We start from the raw sequence: 19,444 nt of genomic DNA, 5'->3' as shown, positions 1-19,444 counted from the left end.
GTGAAATATGTGATTTTCATTTGCTTAGCAGGGGGAATTCAATGAAATTTAAAGTCTTGCTTTATGGAATTGGAATTGGTAGTGGTACTATCGAACAGCTGCTTGATGAAGATAAAGTTGAAATCATTGGATATATTTTAGACAAAGAATATATTACAGATAGAATGATAAATGGACGAAAAATATATATGCCTAATGAATTAAAAGGCATAGATTACGATTACATTATCATGAGTATCTCATCACTCTATCTGGATAGATTGAAACAGCGACTAATTGATTATGGAGTTTGTGAAGAAAAAATTTTATTTACAGATGTGAACGAGAGTAATTTATTCAAACAATTTCTTTTTAATGTTCAAAAAGAATACAGAAAACTATTTAAAATTGATACTATAAACAATCTATTTAAAACAGCTGTTTATGAGGATGCCTATATTTGCAATATGAATCGTGCCCATCAATTTAGAAGAATACATAATTTTGAGGGTGATTATATTAGATTATCCACACTAGAACTGTTAGCGAGAATAATTTATAATCGTCAAATACCAGGTAGCGTGGCAGAGTTAGGAGTATATAAGGGCGAATTTGCAAAATATATAAATCAATTATTTCCAGATCGGAAATTGTACTTATTTGATACTTTTGAGGGATTTAATAAAACTGATATTGAGATAGATAAAGGAAAAAATTTTTCTAGGAATATTCATAACCAATTTAAAGATACAAGTGAATCCTATGTTTTATCTAAAATGGTATACCCACAAAACTGCATAGTTAAAAAGGGGTATTTTCCGTTGACTGCGTTAGATGTAGATGATGTGTTTTCCTTTGTTAGTATTGATACTGACCTTTATAAACCAATTTATGATGGTTTAGAGTATTTTTATCCACGATTAAGCAATGGCGGATATATTCTTGTGCATGATTATTTTAATTCTAGCTTTAAAGGTACGAGAGAAGCAGTAGATGAATTTTGTGAAAAACATTCTATTTCGTTTGCACCTGTAAGTGATGAATACGGGTCAGTAATCATTACAAAAAACGGTAATTAAATATATGTGTTTTATTCTTTTATCATAACAGTTGTTTGATTTTTTATCTAAATCTATCTATAATGAGCGCTTTTTAACATATTTCACTATCAAACATGTTTTATTGTGATAAACCTTGTTAAAAGGTACTAAGCTCCATCAGTGGTACGAGCAGAAATGAAGGTAGTGCGTACTATACTGTCTGCTATATACATTATATAACTTAACTTTTCATCTTTCCGTTTTTGTAAAAGCAGATGAGCGCATCATGTCCGTTATCCAACATTTTCGGGGTGGAATGGAGTCGTGATATTTCTTATATTCCAGAAGTTGAAGCTTCAAGAAAGCTAGCGTAATTGGAGCAACGAAATTAACAGCAAAAGAATTAGCCCCTTTTAATATTCAAATAAATGCTGTTGATCTAGGTTTTATATCAACAGATAAAAAGTATTATAAAGATTAAGTCTAGAAATAATTGTAGAAACTATGTGGAGATACGAATTGGTCTATCTGAAGATGTATACTATGTTGTTTTGTATCAAATTTGTTCATGTATGTAACCGGATAAGTAATTGGAGTAACTAGGGGCATGGTAATTTAACCATGTCTCTTTTGTAGTTGATTTATCGATTCGTTAGACTGTTCTTCTTAGGGTATAATAAATTGTAAGAAAAAGTATGTGTTACGTGTATCTTAGACTATTAAAACATTAGCTCTCATGCTAATCCTTTTATGCGTTACAAATAATAAATTTAAAAGGTGTTGGTAAAATGAGTTTCTGGAACTCGACAAATGAATATAATAATAACATCGCTATTATCACCTCGGAGAGAGAACGATACACTTATCAGCAATTTTTTGATGATGTAAAAACGATTAGTCATAAGATGAACTCAACGAAAAAACAATTAATTTTAATTCTAGCTCGTAATGATTATCTTTCCATTGTTAGTTATATAGCGGCTCTCCAAAAGGGTGATGCCGTTATGTTAGTGAATGCTGAGTTAGAAAAAGAATTGTTATATAAAGTGATTGATTGTTACAAACCAGCATTTATAGTAGGGAATTTTATTCATAATGATTATACGAATATTGGAGATAATATGTCTAAAAGAAAAATTGAGGAAAACTATGATATTTATCAGGATCTCGCTCTTCTACTAAGTACTTCAGGTACAACTGGTAGCATAAAATTTGTCCGTTTATCTTATAAGAATTTAGTTTCTAATGCTTCATCGATTGCGAATTATTTACATATAACATCAGAGGATCGAGGACTAGCTAATTTACCAATGCACTACTCGTATGGTCTTTCTATCATTAATAGCCATTTGTATATGGGGGCTACGATTTTATTAACAGATGAAAGTGTCTTAACAAAAAGTTTTTGGGAATTTATGAAGGATGAAAAAGCTACTTCTTTAGCAGGTGTCCCATATACGTATCAAATGTTACATCGGATAGGATTTCATAAAATGGATTTACCGTATTTGCGTTATTTTACACAGGCAGGCGGTAGGCTAAATGAAAAGCTCGTTCGTTTGTTTGGTGAGTATGCACAAGAAACAGGGAAGAAATTTTATGTTATGTACGGGCAAACGGAAGCTACTGCGAGGATTAGTTATGTTCCACCAGAAAAGCTACTTGAAAAGCCAACAAGTATTGGAAAGGCAATACCTAATGGGGAATTAATGATTGATCAAGAAACAAGTGAACTTATCTACAAAGGCCCAAACGTTATGCTTGGATATGCAACAAGTTTTCAAGACTTGGCAAAAGGTGATGAACTTCAAGGCCGACTGCGTACAGGCGATCTTGCGGAAGTAGATGAAGATGGTTTCTTTTATATTAAAGGGCGAATGAAAAGGTTTATAAAATTATTTGGGTTACGTTTAAATTTAGATGAAATTGAAAAACAATTAGAGTCAACATTACATACTCCAATTGTTTGTGTTGGTACCGATGATAAAATGATAGTAGTTACAAACGAAGAGAAACATGTGCGAAATGTCCAGTCAACAATAGAACATTTATACAAACTACATCGAAGTGCCTTTCGTGTTCAAGTGATGGAAGAAATCCCAAGACTAGCAAATGGAAAAGTAAATTATGAAAGAATAAAGGATTTGATTTTATGAGAGAACCATATAAGCAATCCCGTGAAGAAAAACAGCCATTTTTATTGAGCGAGTTGAATCAATTAACAAAATTCCATTTTGAACATTGTCCACCCTACAGGGATATGATGCAAAAATCAAATCAGCAATTAACAGCATCAACCATTGAAGACGTACCTTTTCTACCTGTTCAGCTATTTAAAATGATGGATTTAGTTTCAATCTCGAAAGAAGAAATTTTTAAAGTGTTAACTTCAAGTGGAACGACTGGTCAACAAGTGTCAAAAATTTTTTTAGACAAAGAAACCGCATTAGCGCAAACAAAAGCACTTGTCACATTAATGCAGCCGATATTAGGAACAAAGCGACTTCCGATGATTATTATAGACACAAAGAGCGTGTTAAAAGACAGAAAATCATTTAGTGCACGAGGCGCAGGGATTTTAGGTTTTTCTAATCTTGGACGCCGTCACTTTTATTTGTTTCATGATGACATGACAGTAGATTGGGAAGGACTTAATAATTTTTTAGAAGAGCATAAAGGGGAAAAAATCTTATTGTTTGGCTTTACTTTTATGATTTGGAAGTATTTTTATCTGGAAGCAGTGCAACGTGGTATTCATCTTGATATGGGGGATAGTATTTTAATTCATGGCGGTGGATGGAAAAAGTTACAGGAAGAAGCGGTTAGTAATAAGAAGTTTAAAGATGCATTGAAAAGTCAATTTGGTATTCAGTCAATTCATAATTATTATGGAATGGTCGAGCAAGTCGGTTCGATTTTCGTTGAGTGTTCTCATGGACATCTTCATACACCTGTATATGCAGATGTGATTGTTCGTGATCCATTATCGTTTGAACCGTTACCATATGGTCAACAAGGACTAATTCAAGTGCTTAGTATATTACCAAAAAGTTATCCAGGGCATAGCTTGTTAACAGAAGATCTTGGAACTATTTTAGGAGAAGACGATTGTCCTTGTGGCTGGAAAGGAAAATATTTTTCAGTAGCAGGAAGAATTCCAAAAGCGGAGTTGCGAGGCTGTAGTGATACGTTTGCGTACGGAAAGAAAGAGAGGGAGTAAACAGTGAAGTTTTACTGGCCAACTTACTCAGAAAATTGGAGAGAGGTGATTGATGCAATTTTATCAACCAGTCCATTTACTCCTTTTCATCCAGATGTTCTTTCTTTTTTACAAAATTTCTCAAAGATGATATTGAAAGATCACTCATATCGGCGTTTTCCAGAGTTAATTGCGTTAGCCTATTGGTTACGGAAAAGCCACTTAACGGAAATGAAAGAATTATTTATAAAGAGGATAGATGGACGGATTATACGACCGAGAGGAGTGGCTTTGCATTTTTCCCCATCAAATGTTGATACAATTTTTGTGTATTCTTGGGTACTATCGATGCTTGCTGGAAATAGTAATATTCTACGAATATCAAGTCGACAACAGGAGCAAACAGAATTGCTGGTTAAGACGATTCGTAAATGTTTAGAGATGCAAGAACATCAAGAGGTGGCTAAGAGAACAGCGATAGTTACTTATGAACATAATAATCAAATTACTCAATATCTTTCAGAACGTTGTCATATACGTGTCATCTGGGGAGGAGACGAAACAGTAAAGGCGATTCGTTCGATTCCATTAGCACCATTAGCCACTGAGTTAGCCTTTCCAGATCGATTTTCATTATCTGTAATAAAAGCCAGTTCCGTTCTTGAAGCTGATGATGAGAGCTTTGATAAGTTAATTCATCATTTTTATAATGATGGCTTTTGGTTTGCGCAAATGGCTTGCTCATCGCCTAGACTAATTACATGGATAGGGGATGAAGAACATATCGAATTGGCACAACAACGATTTTGGAGCAAATTAGGCGACTATTTAACTTACAACCAATATGATCGTTCGCCAGCACTACAAGTTCAAAAATTAGCAACAGGTTATTTTCTAAGTTCACAAGAGAAAACAGTCACCTTCCATCAACAACCATACTTTTCACGATTAAAAATAACTGAAATTGATTCAGAAATTCGTGAACGTCATTGTGGTGGTGGCCTTTTCATGGAGTTAGAACTTAGCCAGTTAGAAGACTTAACAGCTTTTTTAAATGATAAAGATCAAACTTTATCTTACTTTGGATTTACATACAAAGAATTAATAGATTTTGTTGATAAACTAAAAAATAGAAGCATTGACCGAATTGTACCAATCGGGCAGGCCCTCAATTTCGAGGGTGTTTGGGATGGCCTTGATTTATTAATGCATTTCACAAGAGAAATTGTAGTTAGGTGATAAGCAGTGCAATTTTTGAAAATAAAAGAGGAGCATTTAGAACAGATTTTAAAATGGCGAACAAGTGAGTTTGTAACTCGTTATATGTATACAGACATTGAATATAATCTTGAAAACCAAAGAAAATGGTATCATTTCATTCAAAATGATCCAAATAGTTATTACTGGTTATTACGCTATAAAGAAGACCTTATTGGTCTTGTTTCTATTACAGATATTAATCATCGTGACAAACGAGCTTATTGGAATTTTTATATTGGTGAGCCAAGGTATAGTATGATAGCTGGTTTTATTGGACCGCATGTATACAATTATGCTTTTCAAAGATTAGGCTTTCATAAGTTAATGGGGGAAGTAATGGAAGGAAATGAAAGTGTACGGCAACTACATCTTAAACAAGGGGCAAGAGAGGTCGGAGTAATGAAAGAACATATATGGAAATATGGACGTTTTCACGATATATATGTATATGAAATGACCAAATCGGATTGGATGGAAAAAGGGAAAAGATTTGCTAATTATATGCCAGTGGTAGAAATATGAAAAATATAATGATTTAGCAATCATATCAATGTTTAATTTGTATTTGAATCGACTTTATTAAATTGTGTAACTCAAATAATTAAGTTGCTAAAGAATAAAAACAATTAACTAACGTTATTTGAAGAGAAAATGGTTAAAATTTGTGGAAAATCAAACTGAAAGAGGAATATTTAATATTTGGAAGTGATCGTATGAAAACTATTGTCATCATCCAAGCAAGGATGGGTTCATCTCGTTTGCCGGGAAAAATTTTAAAACCTTTAGGTGAGCGTGATGTTCTTACATATGTAGTAGAACGTTGTAAAAAAATAAAGGGTGTGAGTGATGTCATTGTTGCGACTTCTACTTTGTCTCAAGATGACCAAGTAGAAGATTGGTGCAAGCACCATGGAGTTTTATTTTTCCGTGGGTCGGAAACGGATGTGTTAGACCGATATGTTCAATGTGCAAAAGTTTATGAACCTGACTATGTGATGCGTGTTACAGCAGATTGCCCGTTTGTTGATTTTGAAATGGCTAATGAAATTATCAAACTAATGGAGCAGGAAAAAGTCGATATTATTGATTTAGCTGGAGAATTACCAAGGGGACTGGCTGTTGAATTAATCTCTTATCAGGCTTTGAAGTATATTCATCAATATGGTCATGAACCTCGCCATCGCGAGCATGTAACCTATTATGCTTATGAATTTAGAGAAGAATTTGAACGGATTTCCTATTCAGTACCAGCTAATCGTCGTCACCCAGAGTTAAGAATTACTCTGGATACAGAGGAGGATTATGCCCTTTGCAAAGCAGTGGCAGATCATTTTAAAAATCCATTGGTTTCTAGTGTTGACGTTATTGATTTCTTATTAAAGCATCCTGAAATCGCAAATTTAAATAAACATATCCAACAAAAACCTGTTGTTTGAGGGAAAAGATGAATATTTTAATACGAACAGATGCGTCTGTGCAAATAGGTACGGGTCATGTGATGAGATGTTTGACGATTGCCCATGAAATGTGGAAGCGTGGACATCAAATTACTTTTGCAATGAGAAAACTTCAAGGTCACTTAGCGACCGTTGTTGAAAAACAAGGCTTTCATGTTGAAATGTTGCAGTATGAAGGTGATTTTCAATTCGAGAAAGATGTAAAAGAAATTCGGCAATTGTTTTTAAGGCAAGACTACGATATTTGTATTATCGATCATTACGGTATTGATGCAAAATGGGAAAAAATAATTCGCCCTTTTGTAAAAAAACTGATTGTTATTGATGATTTAGCAAACCGCTCTCATGATTGCGACATATTACTTGACCAAAATGTTGTGAATAATTATGAACATCGGTACGATCACCTCGTGCCAAAGTATTGTAAAAAGTTGCTTGGTCCTAAATATTTAATTTTACGAGAAGAGTTTACGAGAATTCGTAAAAAGATAAGCCCTAGAAAAGGTGTTGTACGGAATTTGCTTATTTTTATGGGAGGGAGCGACCCGACTAGGGAAACGTTAAAAGTGATGAAGGCTTTCGAAACCTTTGATGGTTCCTTTAATCATGTGGATGTTGTTGTAGGACAAGCAAATCCCGATAGAGAAACTGTACGTACATATTGTGAAAAGTTCGGTTTTGCGTATCATTGTCAAATCGATTATTTGGCCTCATTGATGGCGAAGGCGGATTTTTCTATTGGAGCTGGTGGTAGTACTACATGGGAACGTTGTTATGTCGGGTTACCTTCTTCGAGCACGATTGTTGCAGATAACCAAGTGGAAGCAACGAAAATGGCAGCACAGCTTGGAGTCGTTATTAATCTCGGTTGGCATGAAAAAGTAACAAGCCAAACCTACGAAAAACTTCTTAATCAGATAATCGAACAAAAAGAACCCATTCAAAAAATGAGTATGAAAGGCTTGCAGTTGACAGAAAATCCTGATGGACCGAATCCATGGGTGAATCAAATGTTAGAAATGTGGTGATAAGATGAAAACGATTCAAATAGGTAATAAAAAAATTGGAAAAGGTGAAAAACCTTTTATTATTGCAGAAATGTCAGGAAACCATAATCAATCTTTAGAAAGAGCCTTAAAAATCGTTGACCTTGCAGCGGAAGCAGGTGTCGATGCAGTAAAACTTCAAACATATACACCTGATACGATGACTTTAGATATTCATACAGGCGAATTTTTTATTGAGAGCGAGACAAATCTTTGGAAAGGTCAATCGTTATATAACCTTTATAAAGAAGCATACACTCCTTGGGAATGGCATGAAGCGATCTTTGAACGTTGTAAAAAGCATGGATTGCTTGCTTTCAGCTCTCCTTTCGATGAAACGGCAGTTGATTTTTTAGAAACGTTAAATGTACCAGCTTATAAAATTGCTTCATTTGAAAATGTAGATATTCCGTTAATTAAAAAAGTAGCGGCTACGGGGAAACCAGTCATTATTTCGACAGGAATGGCTACAGTTGCAGAACTAGATGAAGCAGTTCAAGCTGTTCGCTCACAAGGAAATGATCAAATTATATTATTGAAATGTACGAGTACATATCCAGCGACACCAGAAAACTCGAACATTGCGACGATTCCACATATGCGGGAATTGTTTGGAGTTGAAGTTGGATTGTCTGACCATACGATGGGTGTTGGAACCGCAGTGGCAGCTGTAGCACTTGGAGCAACAGTAATCGAAAAACATTTTACCACTTCCCGTGCAGAAGGCGGAGTTGATGCTGCGTTTTCGCTAGAGCCTCATGAAATGAAAATGCTTGTCGAAGAAACAGAACGAGCTTGGCTTAGCTTAGGCGTTATTCATTACGGTCCGACAAACGCGGAAAAGCCTTCACTTGAACATCGACGTTCTCTTTATGTTGCAGAGGATTTAAAGGAAGGGGATATCATTACAAAAGAGAATGTTCGCGCGATTCGTCCTGGACACGGATTACCACCAAAATATTATGACTTAATTCTTGGAAAAACAGTGAAAAAAGATGTAAAAAAAGGAACACCATTAAGTTGGGACATATTGTTATAAATGAAGGTGAAAAAATGAAAAAAAGGGAATCTTTCCTTTCCTACGGACAACAATGGATTACTGATGGAGATATTGAAGCAGTCATAGCTGTGCTAAAGTCTCCCTTTTTAACACAAGGACCAAAAATTCAAGAGTTTGAACGAAAAGTCGCTGATTATGTTGGAGCGAAATATGCTGTTGCGTTTTCAAACGGAACGGCTGCTCTTCATGGGGCTTGTTTTGCAGCTGGTATCGGTGAAGGAGATGAAGTTATAACGACACCGATTACATTTGCAGCTACTTCAAACGCTGTTCTTTATTGTGGTGGGAAGCCTGTATTTGCGGATATTGATGAACGTACATACAACATTGATCCTAAAGAAATAAGCAAACATATTACTCCCAAGACAAAAGCGATTATCCCTGTTGATTTCACCGGTCAACCGGCTGACATGGATGTAATCATGGAGATAGCTGAAGAATATGGTTTAGTAGTTATTGAAGATGGAGCACATTCTCTTGGAGCGGAGTATAAAGGACGCAAAGTCGGTACACTGGCGCATATGACGATGTTTAGTTTTCATCCTGTCAAGCCGGTTACAACGGCAGAAGGTGGAGTCATTGTAACCGATTCAGAAGAGTATTATAAAAAACTAACACGATTTCGTTCACATGGTATTATACATCAGAATTTGTCGCGAGATGAAGGCCCTTGGTATTACGAAATGGTAGATTTAGGGTATAACTACCGAATGACTGATCTTCAAGCGGCGTTAGGAATTTCACAAATGGATAAATTAGATTATTTTATTGAAAGACGCCGAGAAATTGCCAATATGTATAATGAAGCATTTAAAACAATGGATTCTGTTATTATGCCAATCCAGCTTGAAGGAACTCAATCGGGCTGGCATTTATATATGCTTCAATTAAAATTGGATAAGTTAAAGCGTAGCCGCAGAGAGATTTTTGAGAGTCTTCGCGCTGAAAATATTGGCGTTCATGTACATTACATTCCTGTTTATTGGCATCCTTATTATCAAAAATTAGGATATAAGAAAGGAATTTGTCCAAAAGCGGAGCAATGGTATGAACAAGCATTAACATTACCGATTTTTCCAAAGATGACGGATGAAGATGTGAACGATGTGATTGAAGCCATGAAGAGGAATGTATTTTAAGTTTATGAGTAAACAATGTAATAAAAATCAATATTTTTATGGAAAATGTAAGGCGAATTTAAAATTGTAGAGATGAATAAGGAAGAGGAAGGCATTTTAGAATGTCCTTCCTTTATTTTTTTCAAACGAATGAATTTATCTAAAATAATTGATCAAAGCCAGCTTCTCCTTTTCCCTAATTCTATTATTTTCTCTATTCGATGTATATAAGTATGGTATTTACACAAAATTTCATGCCCGCTTTCCGCTATCCGGATTCTTTCTTCTTCGTGATGTAGATAATAATCAATCTGTTCTACTAAATCTTGATTATCACGGAAAACGACAAGATCTCGACCATCTTTAAATAGGCGGTGGATGTCTCGTTTATCATTTGTTAACAAAAATCCTTTAGATGATAATACATCAAAAACTCTTAATGGAAGCCCTGTTTCAACAAATGTTCTTGTTAAATTGATATTTATTTTTGAGTGGTGGAAAACTAATGGATATACTTCATAATAGTCAGCATATCCTTGATAATTTTTCGCGAAGATTGACCAAGAGTCGTTTCCGAATACGGCACAAGAAAAATGTTTTTCTAATTGTTGGACAAAACGAATTCTTTCTCTTTGAGAATGTTCTCGACCTAGAAGAAAAGATAATTTCTCTTCAGGGGAAAGAAGTTCATTTCCAATTATAGGGTAATGGCTTTCTTCTTGAATTCGGTGGACAAGTTCACTGTTCACTTTTGATCGAATAGTAAATTCGGTTTTATTTTGCTCTTGTTCTTCCAAAATTGTGTTAATTATTTTTTTCGTTTCTGCTGATAAATAAGGTTCTATTTTTTGCGTGTACTCACTAATGGTTAAATTGCCTGCAAAACTAACATCATAGTGCATTTGTATATTGTTATTTTTACGAATAGTGGCCATCATTCGTTCCGGATTGCCAGCTACAGGTAAATAATAAACATTCGTTACTCCTCGTTTTTGAAGTGTATGGACAATTGCTTCGTCATAGATAAAATGTGCAGATAGAGGAGTGTCTATTTTTAATGAGTATAAAGAATAACATGGGGTATCGACTGTCCATGAAATATAAGGTATTTGTAACGTTTCGCTAATTTCTGCGATTATTTCGCTATAATTGATTGTAAAAATAAAGGCAGGATGAATGTTGGAAATTTTTAAAAGTAATTTTTCTTTAGTTGCCCAGTCTAATTTTATACATTGAAACGACTTCTTTTTAAAAGCGTCTAAGCAGTCTTCTATTAGCGCATTATGTTCCATTAACACAACTGTTTTATTTTCGCAAGCTTTCTTCTTTGGATGTAAATACATTAAAACTTTCGCGAAAAAAGCTGGATGTAATTCTAGAATTTGTGGATTGTAAATAATTTCGAAATCATCATTTTGTATGCTTAAACAATTTATATATTCATCTCCAAAAAGAAATTCAATATTTCTGTTATCGATGTTAGGTTTTAGTTCATTATTTTCCTTTATCAAATTATAAAATTGATGATTATAATCAATGACAACCACTTTACCGTTTGTATTCTCAGATACATAGACAATTTCATATCCTAGGCCAATTCCTAAAATCACATAGTTTTTGTCTTTTTTAATTTCGGGAAGTGTTTCTAATAAACGCAAAGGCTTATATTTAGAATATAAGTAATAGCTACGGTTATTCTCTTTTTGTATTTTACATGTTAAAAGGCCGTCTTTTGCTCTTTCTAGGAAAATTTCCATTCTTCATATCCTCACTTTTGTATCTGTTTCTTGCAAAGAAGAGGCACTCATTTACAAAGTGCCTCTATTTTTTACGCAAACAGCTCCAATATATCCTTTACATTACGATTGACGTGCGAAATAAGCAAATAATCTCCCTGTTGTCGAATATTTTCGCTTATGTAGTTCATCATCTCGCGGGCGATGTTCGTATCTCTCAGTAAAGATTCGGATGCGGTTAAGTTCCCTTCTTTTAACATGGCGTTATTTAAGTGATGTTCAATCGCCTCGTAATCACTGCCGACGTTTGTTAAATCATTTGTTACCTTTTTAAGTGCATTGTCCACTTTTGCGATAAGCTGTTCAGCATCTGTTCGCGTTAATAACGTTGCTCCGTTTAGCCCAAGGCTTGTTGTACTTGTATCAACCATGTCAACGGCAATCGTTTGGCCAGGATTTGCTCCGACCTGTAATATTAACGGTCGATTTTCCCCGAGAATTTTCTGTGTATTGAACTCAAGTTTTTCAGCTGTATCATCAATCGCTTGTAATAATTGTTCCAATTCTTTTTGGCTGGCAGCGCGGTCGCTCGCATTTAGCGTATCATTTGCATTTTGTACAGCTAACTCCCGAATCCGCTGCAGAAGGTTGTTCACGTTCATTAATCCTTCTTCAGCCGCCTTTAAAACAGAAAGACCATCTTGCATATTTCTTTGCGATTGCGCTAATCCTCTTATTTGTGCCCTTAACGTTTCTGAAATACTTAACCCTGCAGCATCGTCACTCGCCCGATAAATTCTTAAGCCTGAAGAGAGCTTATCTAAAGTTTTTGTCAAACTTGTGACATTGCGTTGATAGCGATGGATGGAAAAGGAAATCATTGATTGATTTTGTATTTTCATAAGTTCACCTCACTCTCTTTTTGGTTCGTTCATTTTATATATCGACTTTTTCTTGCAAAACTAAATACGGCTATTTAAAGATTCTAGATAAAGCCGATATAAAAAATAAAGAAGTGATTCAGGAGGAAGTCGATAATGAAAATCACAAACTCATTGCCGTTGCAGGAAGCTTCTGTTTCTCAACCTTCAAAAGAAGACCCGGATTTGATACAAAAAATTATGGAACAACAGAGCGACCGTAATGAAGATATACAAGTATCGAAAAAGAAAGTAGAAGAAGCGACTGACAAATTGAATCATTTTTTGGAAACTCAAAACCGTTCACTTAAATTTGTTTTGCATGAGGAATTAGGTGAATATTACGTGCAAGTCATTAATTCTGAGACAAAAGAAGTGATACGTGAAATTCCTCCTAAGAAGCTGTTGGATGCGTTTTACACAATGCAAAAATTTCTTGGTATGATTGTCGATGAAAAGATTTAGAAAGGAGCGGGAAATATGGCAACGATGAGAATTAGCGGTCTGGCGAGTGGTATGGATATTGATAAGATTGTGGGAGATTTAATGAAAGCCGAGCGAATTCCGCTTGATAAATTGTATCAGAAAAAACAAATTTTAGAATGGCAGCGCGATGACTATCGGGATATTAACAAGCAATTAGCTGATTTCGATACGTATTTATTTGACAACTTTATGTTGTCCAGTAATTTTTATAAAAAAACGGCTACTTCGTCTAACGAAGGGGCTTTGACTGTGAAAGCCACTAGTTCCTCATATGATTCAACAAATACGATGACAATTTCTCAACTGGCAACAGCCGCTTCTGGTGTTTCCGCTGCAGTGTCAGGTGCTTCCTCTACTACAACACTTGGTGAGAGAGGGTTGGCAGCTGATACTACGATCACGATTGCTGCCCTTCAATCAGACGGAACATACAAAGAAGAAGCCATTACTTTTAAAACAACCGATACGTTGGCGGATGTGGCGAAAAAGCTGAATCAGTCTGGTCTTAATATTAATGCCATTTTTGATGAAGGCTCGAAAAAATTAGGAATTTCTACGCGGACAACCGGTACAGCGGATACTGATACCATTGATAAGGCAGAGGTTTATGTGAAATCTGCAACAGGTGATGATATTTTTGCTACTATCTTTGGTTTTAGTACAGGAAATGACCAAAATGGTAACGCGGGAGTTACTTCTTTGGCGAATGGCGGAAAAAATGCAAAATTCACTTTAAATGGATTAGAAATGGAAAGACAGTCGAATACATTCACTATTAATGGAATCGAATATACATTGAAAGCTGTCACTTCTAATCCAATCATGATTACTTCTTCAACTGATGTTGACGGCATGATTGCAAAAATTGAGGAGTTTGTGAATAAATATAATGAATTAATCGGTTCATTAAATGATAAAATAAATGAAAAACGTTATCGCGATTATCCGCCTCTTACAGATGAGCAAAAAGCAGAAATGACAGAAAAACAAATCGAGTTATGGGAAGAGAAAGCAAAGAGCGGGTTACTTCGCGGTGACTCAATTATTTCCAATGGATTATCACAAATGCGCCGCGACTTATATAGCCGAGTAGATGGTATCGGTACGAATGTTATTGATAGTCTTTCCGAATTCGGAATTACAACAACAAGCGACATCACGCAAGGTGGGAAGCTTGTAATTGACAAGGACAAGCTCCGAACAGCTCTTGAGAGTGATCCGGATAAAGTTGTCAAAACATTGACTCAAAGTGGTACAATTACAAAAGATTCCAATGGACAAATTACTTCTGACACACGCGGCATTGTACAACGCCTTCGCGATACGATAAAAAGTATTACTCGAAATATTGAGAAAAAAGCAGGTAAACCGACGCTTACAGAAACTCAATATTCACTCGGAAAGCAATTAAACGATGTTGCGAGCCAAATTTCAGATTTTCAACGTCGTCTGCAAGATATTGAAGATCGTTATTGGAAACAGTTCACAGCAATGGAGGAAGCGATCCAACGAGCGAATCAACAATCAGCGTTTTTAATGGGCCAATTTGGCGGAGGCATGCAGGGCTAATAAGATGATTTTATTTTTATTAATGAGGAGATGTTAACACATGGTTACTCAGCAGTTTCATCAAGTTTATCAACAAAATAGCGTGAGTACCGCTTCGCCGGCTGAATTGACATTAATGCTGTATGATGGCTGTTTGAAATTTTTAAACAAAGGCAAGCAAGCGATGCGTGAAAATAATATACAAGAGCGAAATACAAACTTGCAAAAAGCACAGAGAATTATTCAAGAGCTCATGGTGACACTGAACCAAGAATATGAGATTGCCAAACAAATGATGGTCATGTATGAATATATGAATCGTCGTTTAATTGAAGCGAATATTAATAATGACCTTTCAATCGTAGAAGAAGTAGAAGGATTTGTAACGGAATTTCGTGATACATGGAAAGAGGTCATCCGTTTAAATCGACAAAAACAATTTAAAGGAGACCGAGTTTAATGGATTTGGTCGAGGAACTTGCTTCATGTTCAGAAAAACTGATGAATATTCTTCAGCATTCAGCTATTGGGCGTGAAGTACAAATAGAACAAATTAACGAATTGCTCACTAAACGAGAATCGATCATTGAAAAGTTAAAGCAGGCAAAAACGAACGATTTAGAGAAGCATCCAAAAGCTGCTCAAATCATTAAGATGGAGCAGGAAATTAAAAAAGGGTTACATCAATTATTTACACTCATTAAAAAGAATATAAAAGAACTAAATGAGAAAAAACGTTTCCATCAATCATATGTAAATCCATATACTCATTTACAAACAGTTGACGGGCGCTTTTATGACAAACGAAGATAGTATGGTAAGATAACTAAAAGCAAAGTGTGTATAGATTGAGAGAATAAAAGAGGCTGTCTCTTGATTTTCCTCCTGTCAAGTAGACAGTGGAAAAATAAGTGTAAACCTGAATCTGGTATTCTACCGGATTCAGGTTATTTAATTTTCACTGAAATCTTTCTTGATTATAAAAGTAAATTACTCTTTATCACTTGGCCAATGTTTAGATGACTTTGTTGGGAACATATTTAAATAATGAAGAGGAATTACAATATGCAGCTCACTCATCGGCCAAACACTCCAATGCAATAGTAAAAATACATTATAATATCCTTTTAATACCATAATATAACGTAATGAAACAGCATATCTATATAGTACAGCTCTTACATAGGTAAAATTAATTATTATTTCACAAAATTTTCACGAAATCATTCGACGTTTAAAGAAGGATTTTGTAGGAGATTGTAGAAATATAAAACATAGCTTCTATAAAAGGAGGAGTTCATCGTATGAAGTACAACATTCGCGGTGAGAACATTGAAGTAACTCCGGCTTTGCGTGAGTATGTTGAGAAAAAAATTGGGAAGTTGGATAGATATTTTGATAACACAGATGATGTACATGTATATGTGAATTTGAAAGTATATAATGATAAACAAGCAAAAATCGAAGTAACGATTCCAATGCCGCAATTATTGTTGCGAGCGGAAGAACGTCATGATGATATGTATGCAGCGATCGATTTAGTGAGCGATAAGTTAGAACGACAAATTCGTAAACATAAAACGAAAGTGAATCGCAAACTGCGTGATAAAGAATCCAAATACGTATTTGCTTCTAGTGAGATTCCAGTTGCGACTGCAGAACATGAAGAGGAAGAATTCGAGATTGTGCGTACGAAGCGATTCAGTCTAAAACCGATGGACAGCGAAGAAGCGATTTTGCAAATGAATATGCTCGGCCATAATTTCTTCATATTTACCAATGCGGAAACAAATCGCACGAATATCGTGTACCGTCGCAAAGACGGAAAATATGGGTTAATTGAAACAAACTAACAACAGTGCAATAAGGTCCGGCCCCTCTGTTCAGAGGGGAGTGGGACCTTTTTGTAAGTAGGCACATCCAGCGAATTCGCTGGGTTTTGTTTTTGTGAAAAAGGGTGTCCAAGTTGTCACTGTGGATAGTAAATGGTATCATTAATATTGGATAATTGTTTTTACTTTTGTGATAAACCGATGAAATAAGGAGCGTTCCATATATGCTTGGAGTATTGAAAAAGGTGTTTGATCCAAACAAACGCCAAATTAGCCGTTTAGAGAAAATTGCTGACCAAGTTGATGCGCTTGGTCCAGAGATGGAAAAGCTTTCTGATAGCGAGTTGCGTCAAAAGACGGAGGAATTTAAAGCACGATATCAGAAAGGCGAATCGCTCGATGATTTGTTAGTCGAAGCGTTCGCGGTTGTGCGCGAAGGAGCAAAGCGCGTCCTTGGGATGTATCCATATAAGGTGCAAATTATGGGCGGTATTGTGCTTCATGAGGGCAATATTGCCGAGATGAAAACAGGGGAAGGGAAAACGTTAACGGCGACGATGCCGGTGTATTTAAATGCGTTAACGGGAAAAGGTGTACATGTCGTAACAGTGAACGAGTATCTTGCAAGCCGTGACGCTACAGAGATGGGAAAATTATATGAATTTTTAGGGCTAACGGTCGGATTAAACTTAACCGGCATGTCCCGCGAGGAAAAACAAGCGGCGTATAATGCCGATATTACGTATGGAACAAACAATGAGTTCGGCTTTGACTATTTGCGCGACAACATGGTGTTGTACAAAGAGCATATGGTGCAGCGTCCGCTTCATTTTGCCGTTATTGACGAAGTGGACTCGATTTTGATTGATGAGGCGCGCACGCCGCTCATCATCTCAGGTACGGCGCAAAAATCAACGAAGCTTTATATTCAAGCGAATGCGTTCGTTCGCACGCTGCAAAAGGACGTCGATTATACGTACGATGAAAAAACAAAAAGCGTTCAATTAACTGAGGAAGGGATTACAAAAGCCGAGCGTGCGTTTGGCATTGACAACTTGTTTGATCTTAAGCACGTGACGCTGAACCATCATATTAACCAAGCTTTAAAAGCGCATGTGACGATGCATCGTGATGTCGATTACGTTGTGGAAGATGGAAAAGTCGTTATTGTCGACCCATTTACCGGTCGTTTGATGAGAGGACGCCGCTATAGCGATGGATTGCATCAAGCGATCGAGGCAAAAGAAGGATTAGAAATCCAAAACGAATCAATGACGCTGGCAACTATTACGTTCCAAAACTATTTCCGCATGTACGAAAAACTGGCAGGAATGACGGGGACGGCAAAAACGGAAGAAGAAGAGTTTCGTAACATTTACAATATGCAAGTTGTTGTTATCCCGACGAATAAGCCGGTCATTCGTGAGGACCGTCCTGATTTAATTTTTAAAACAATGGAAGGGAAATTCCGTGCCGTTGTCGAGGATATTGCTGAACGGCATGCGAAAGGACAACCTGTACTTGTCGGTACAGTCGCGATTGAAACGTCAGAGCTGATTTCGCGCATGTTAACGAAGCGCGGCATTCCTCATAACGTTTTAAACGCTAAAAACCATGCGAAAGAAGCGGAAATTATCGCCCAAGCAGGTCAAAAAGGCGCGGTGACGATTGCGACAAACATGGCCGGACGTGGTACCGACATTAAACTTGGTGAAGGTGTGCGGGAGCTTGGCGGATTAGCTGTCATTGGTACAGAACGCCACGAAAGCCGCCGCATTGACAATCAGTTGCGCGGTCGTTCTGGACGCCAAGGGGATCCTGGCGTATCGCAATTTTATTTATCATTAGAAGATGAACTCATGCGCCGCTTCGGTTCAGAAAACTTAATGGCGATGATGGACCGGTTAGGTATGGATGATTCGCAGCCGATTCAAAGCAAAATGGTCACAAGAGCAGTTGAGTCCGCGCAAAAACGAGTTGAAGGCAACAACTTTGATGCGCGCAAACAGCTTTTACAATACGATGATGTATTGCGCGAACAGCGCGAGATTATTTATCGCCAACGCTTTGAAGTGCTCGATACGGAAAATCTTCGTGACATTGTAGAAAAAATGATTCAATCCGTCATTGAGCGTGTCGTTAACGCGCATACGCCGCGTGAAGAATTGCCGGAAGAGTGGGATTTAAAAGGTATTATTGACTATGCGAATGCGAACCTTTTGCCTGAAGGTGATGTGACGATCAACGATTTGCGCGGCAAAGAGCCTGAGGAAATGATTGAGCTCATCTGGGAAAAAGTAAAAGCGCGCTACGACGAAAAAGAACAGCAAATTCCGTCAGAGCAAATGCGCGAATTTGAGCGCGTCATCGTTCTTCGTGCGGTCGACATGAAGTGGATGGATCATATCGACGCGATGGAACAACTGCGTCAAGGCATTCATTTGCGTGCCTATGGGCAAATCGACCCGCTTCGTGAATATCAAATGGAAGGGTATGCGATGTTTGAAAATATGATCGCGTCCATTGAAGAAGAAGTGGCGAAATATATTATGAAAGCGGAAATTCACAGCAATCTTGAACGCCAAGAAGTGGCTAAAGGGGAAGCTGTTCATCCTAAGGAAGAAGAAGGAGAAGTCAAACGTAAGCCGGTGAGAAAAGCTATCGATATTGGCCGCAATGATCCATGCATTTGCGGCAGCGGCAAAAAATATAAAAACTGTTGCGGAAGAAATGCATAACATTATATCATTCAATAGAAAGTGC

The 19,444-nt window shown here is 36.6% G+C and carries 17 protein-coding genes and 1 pseudogene; 16 read left to right on the top strand and 2 right to left on the bottom strand.

Annotated features, from left to right (window positions below):
• Positions 1 to 41 precede the first annotated feature (41 nt).
• The 10 genes and pseudogenes from ISX45_RS14120 (at position 42) to pseC (ending at position 10,180) form a co-directional block, all read left to right on the top strand.
• A complete protein-coding gene (locus tag ISX45_RS14120; protein ID WP_194519253.1) occupies positions 42 to 1,058 on the top strand; it encodes a TylF/MycF/NovP-related O-methyltransferase in 1,017 nt (338 codons plus the stop codon).
• 322 nt (positions 1,059 to 1,380) lie between these two features.
• Positions 1,381 to 1,479 (top strand): annotated as a pseudogene (locus tag ISX45_RS19710) (beta-ketoacyl-ACP reductase); the annotation flags it as partial.
• Between the two features lie 328 nt (positions 1,480 to 1,807).
• Positions 1,808 to 3,175 carry an AMP-binding protein gene (locus tag ISX45_RS14115; protein ID WP_194519252.1) on the top strand — a complete coding sequence of 456 codons (1,368 nt, stop codon included), beginning with the start codon at positions 1,808 to 1,810 and terminating at the stop codon, positions 3,173 to 3,175.
• Positions 3,172 to 4,239: a LuxE/PaaK family acyltransferase gene (locus ISX45_RS14110; protein ID WP_194519251.1), complete on the top strand. Its 1,068-nt coding sequence runs from the start codon at positions 3,172 to 3,174 to the stop codon at positions 4,237 to 4,239. The genes ISX45_RS14115 and ISX45_RS14110 overlap by 4 nt, the downstream gene beginning before the upstream one ends.
• Before the next feature lie 3 nt (positions 4,240 to 4,242).
• On the top strand, positions 4,243 to 5,457 hold the full coding sequence (locus ISX45_RS14105; protein ID WP_194519250.1) for an acyl-CoA reductase: 1,215 nt from the start codon (positions 4,243 to 4,245) through the stop codon (positions 5,455 to 5,457).
• Between the two features lie 6 nt (positions 5,458 to 5,463).
• On the top strand, positions 5,464 to 6,000 hold the full coding sequence (gene pseH / locus ISX45_RS14100; RefSeq protein ID WP_194519249.1) for a UDP-4-amino-4,6-dideoxy-N-acetyl-beta-L-altrosamine N-acetyltransferase: 537 nt from the start codon (positions 5,464 to 5,466) through the stop codon (positions 5,998 to 6,000).
• 191 nt (positions 6,001 to 6,191) lie between these two features.
• On the top strand, positions 6,192 to 6,914 hold the full coding sequence (locus tag ISX45_RS14095; protein ID WP_194519248.1) for a cytidylyltransferase domain-containing protein: 723 nt from the start codon (positions 6,192 to 6,194) through the stop codon (positions 6,912 to 6,914).
• 8 nt (positions 6,915 to 6,922) lie between these two features.
• Positions 6,923 to 7,963, top strand: coding sequence for a UDP-2,4-diacetamido-2,4,6-trideoxy-beta-L-altropyranose hydrolase (pseG, locus tag ISX45_RS14090; RefSeq protein ID WP_194519247.1), 1,041 nt, complete (start codon positions 6,923 to 6,925; stop codon positions 7,961 to 7,963).
• Between the two features lie 4 nt (positions 7,964 to 7,967).
• On the top strand, positions 7,968 to 9,020 hold the full coding sequence (pseI, locus tag ISX45_RS14085) for a pseudaminic acid synthase (protein WP_194519246.1): 1,053 nt from the start codon (positions 7,968 to 7,970) through the stop codon (positions 9,018 to 9,020).
• 14 nt (positions 9,021 to 9,034) lie between these two features.
• Positions 9,035 to 10,180, top strand: a complete 1,146-nt coding sequence (gene pseC, locus ISX45_RS14080) for a UDP-4-amino-4,6-dideoxy-N-acetyl-beta-L-altrosamine transaminase (protein WP_194519245.1) — start codon at positions 9,035 to 9,037, stop codon at positions 10,178 to 10,180.
• Between the two features lie 152 nt (positions 10,181 to 10,332).
• On the opposite strand, the gene ISX45_RS14075 is transcribed toward pseC, so the two are convergent.
• Both ISX45_RS14075 and ISX45_RS14070 read right to left on the bottom strand, forming a co-directional pair.
• Positions 10,333 to 11,916, bottom strand: coding sequence for a CgeB family protein (locus ISX45_RS14075; RefSeq protein ID WP_194519244.1), 1,584 nt, complete (start codon positions 11,914 to 11,916; stop codon positions 10,333 to 10,335).
• A 71-nt stretch (positions 11,917 to 11,987) separates the two neighbouring features.
• Positions 11,988 to 12,797 carry a flagellin N-terminal helical domain-containing protein gene (locus tag ISX45_RS14070; RefSeq protein WP_194519243.1) on the bottom strand — a complete coding sequence of 270 codons (810 nt, stop codon included), beginning with the start codon at positions 12,795 to 12,797 and terminating at the stop codon, positions 11,988 to 11,990.
• A gap of 135 nt (positions 12,798 to 12,932) precedes the next feature.
• Between ISX45_RS14070 and flaG the strand changes: the two genes are divergently transcribed.
• From flaG to secA, 6 genes are all read left to right on the top strand, one after another.
• Entirely contained in the window at positions 12,933 to 13,280 is a 348-nt protein-coding gene (gene flaG, locus ISX45_RS14065; RefSeq protein WP_220129430.1) for a flagellar protein FlaG, read from the top strand.
• Between the two features lie 15 nt (positions 13,281 to 13,295).
• Positions 13,296 to 14,870 carry a flagellar hook-associated protein 2 gene (locus ISX45_RS14060; RefSeq protein WP_194519242.1) on the top strand — a complete coding sequence of 525 codons (1,575 nt, stop codon included), beginning with the start codon at positions 13,296 to 13,298 and terminating at the stop codon, positions 14,868 to 14,870.
• Positions 14,871 to 14,910: 40 nt separating this feature from the next.
• Entirely contained in the window at positions 14,911 to 15,309 is a 399-nt protein-coding gene (fliS, locus tag ISX45_RS14055) for a flagellar export chaperone FliS (RefSeq protein WP_181555521.1), read from the top strand.
• Positions 15,309 to 15,662, top strand: coding sequence for a flagellar protein FliT (locus tag ISX45_RS14050; RefSeq protein WP_194519241.1), 354 nt, complete (start codon positions 15,309 to 15,311; stop codon positions 15,660 to 15,662). The genes fliS and ISX45_RS14050 overlap by 1 nt, the downstream gene beginning before the upstream one ends.
• Before the next feature lie 491 nt (positions 15,663 to 16,153).
• The gene (hpf, locus tag ISX45_RS14045; protein WP_181555523.1) at positions 16,154 to 16,702 is read left to right on the top strand and encodes a ribosome hibernation-promoting factor, HPF/YfiA family; all 549 of its coding nucleotides are present in this window, start codon (positions 16,154 to 16,156) and stop codon (positions 16,700 to 16,702) included.
• Positions 16,703 to 16,905: 203 nt separating this feature from the next.
• Positions 16,906 to 19,419, top strand: coding sequence for a preprotein translocase subunit SecA (gene secA, locus ISX45_RS14040; protein ID WP_194519240.1), 2,514 nt, complete (start codon positions 16,906 to 16,908; stop codon positions 19,417 to 19,419).
• The last annotated feature ends 25 nt before the right edge of the window (positions 19,420 to 19,444 follow it).

Source organism: Thermaerobacillus caldiproteolyticus (genome assembly GCF_015326725.1).
GTDB classification, from domain to species: domain Bacteria; phylum Bacillota; class Bacilli; order Bacillales; family Anoxybacillaceae; genus Thermaerobacillus; species Thermaerobacillus caldiproteolyticus.
This window is presented reverse-complemented; position numbering and strand designations above follow the sequence as displayed.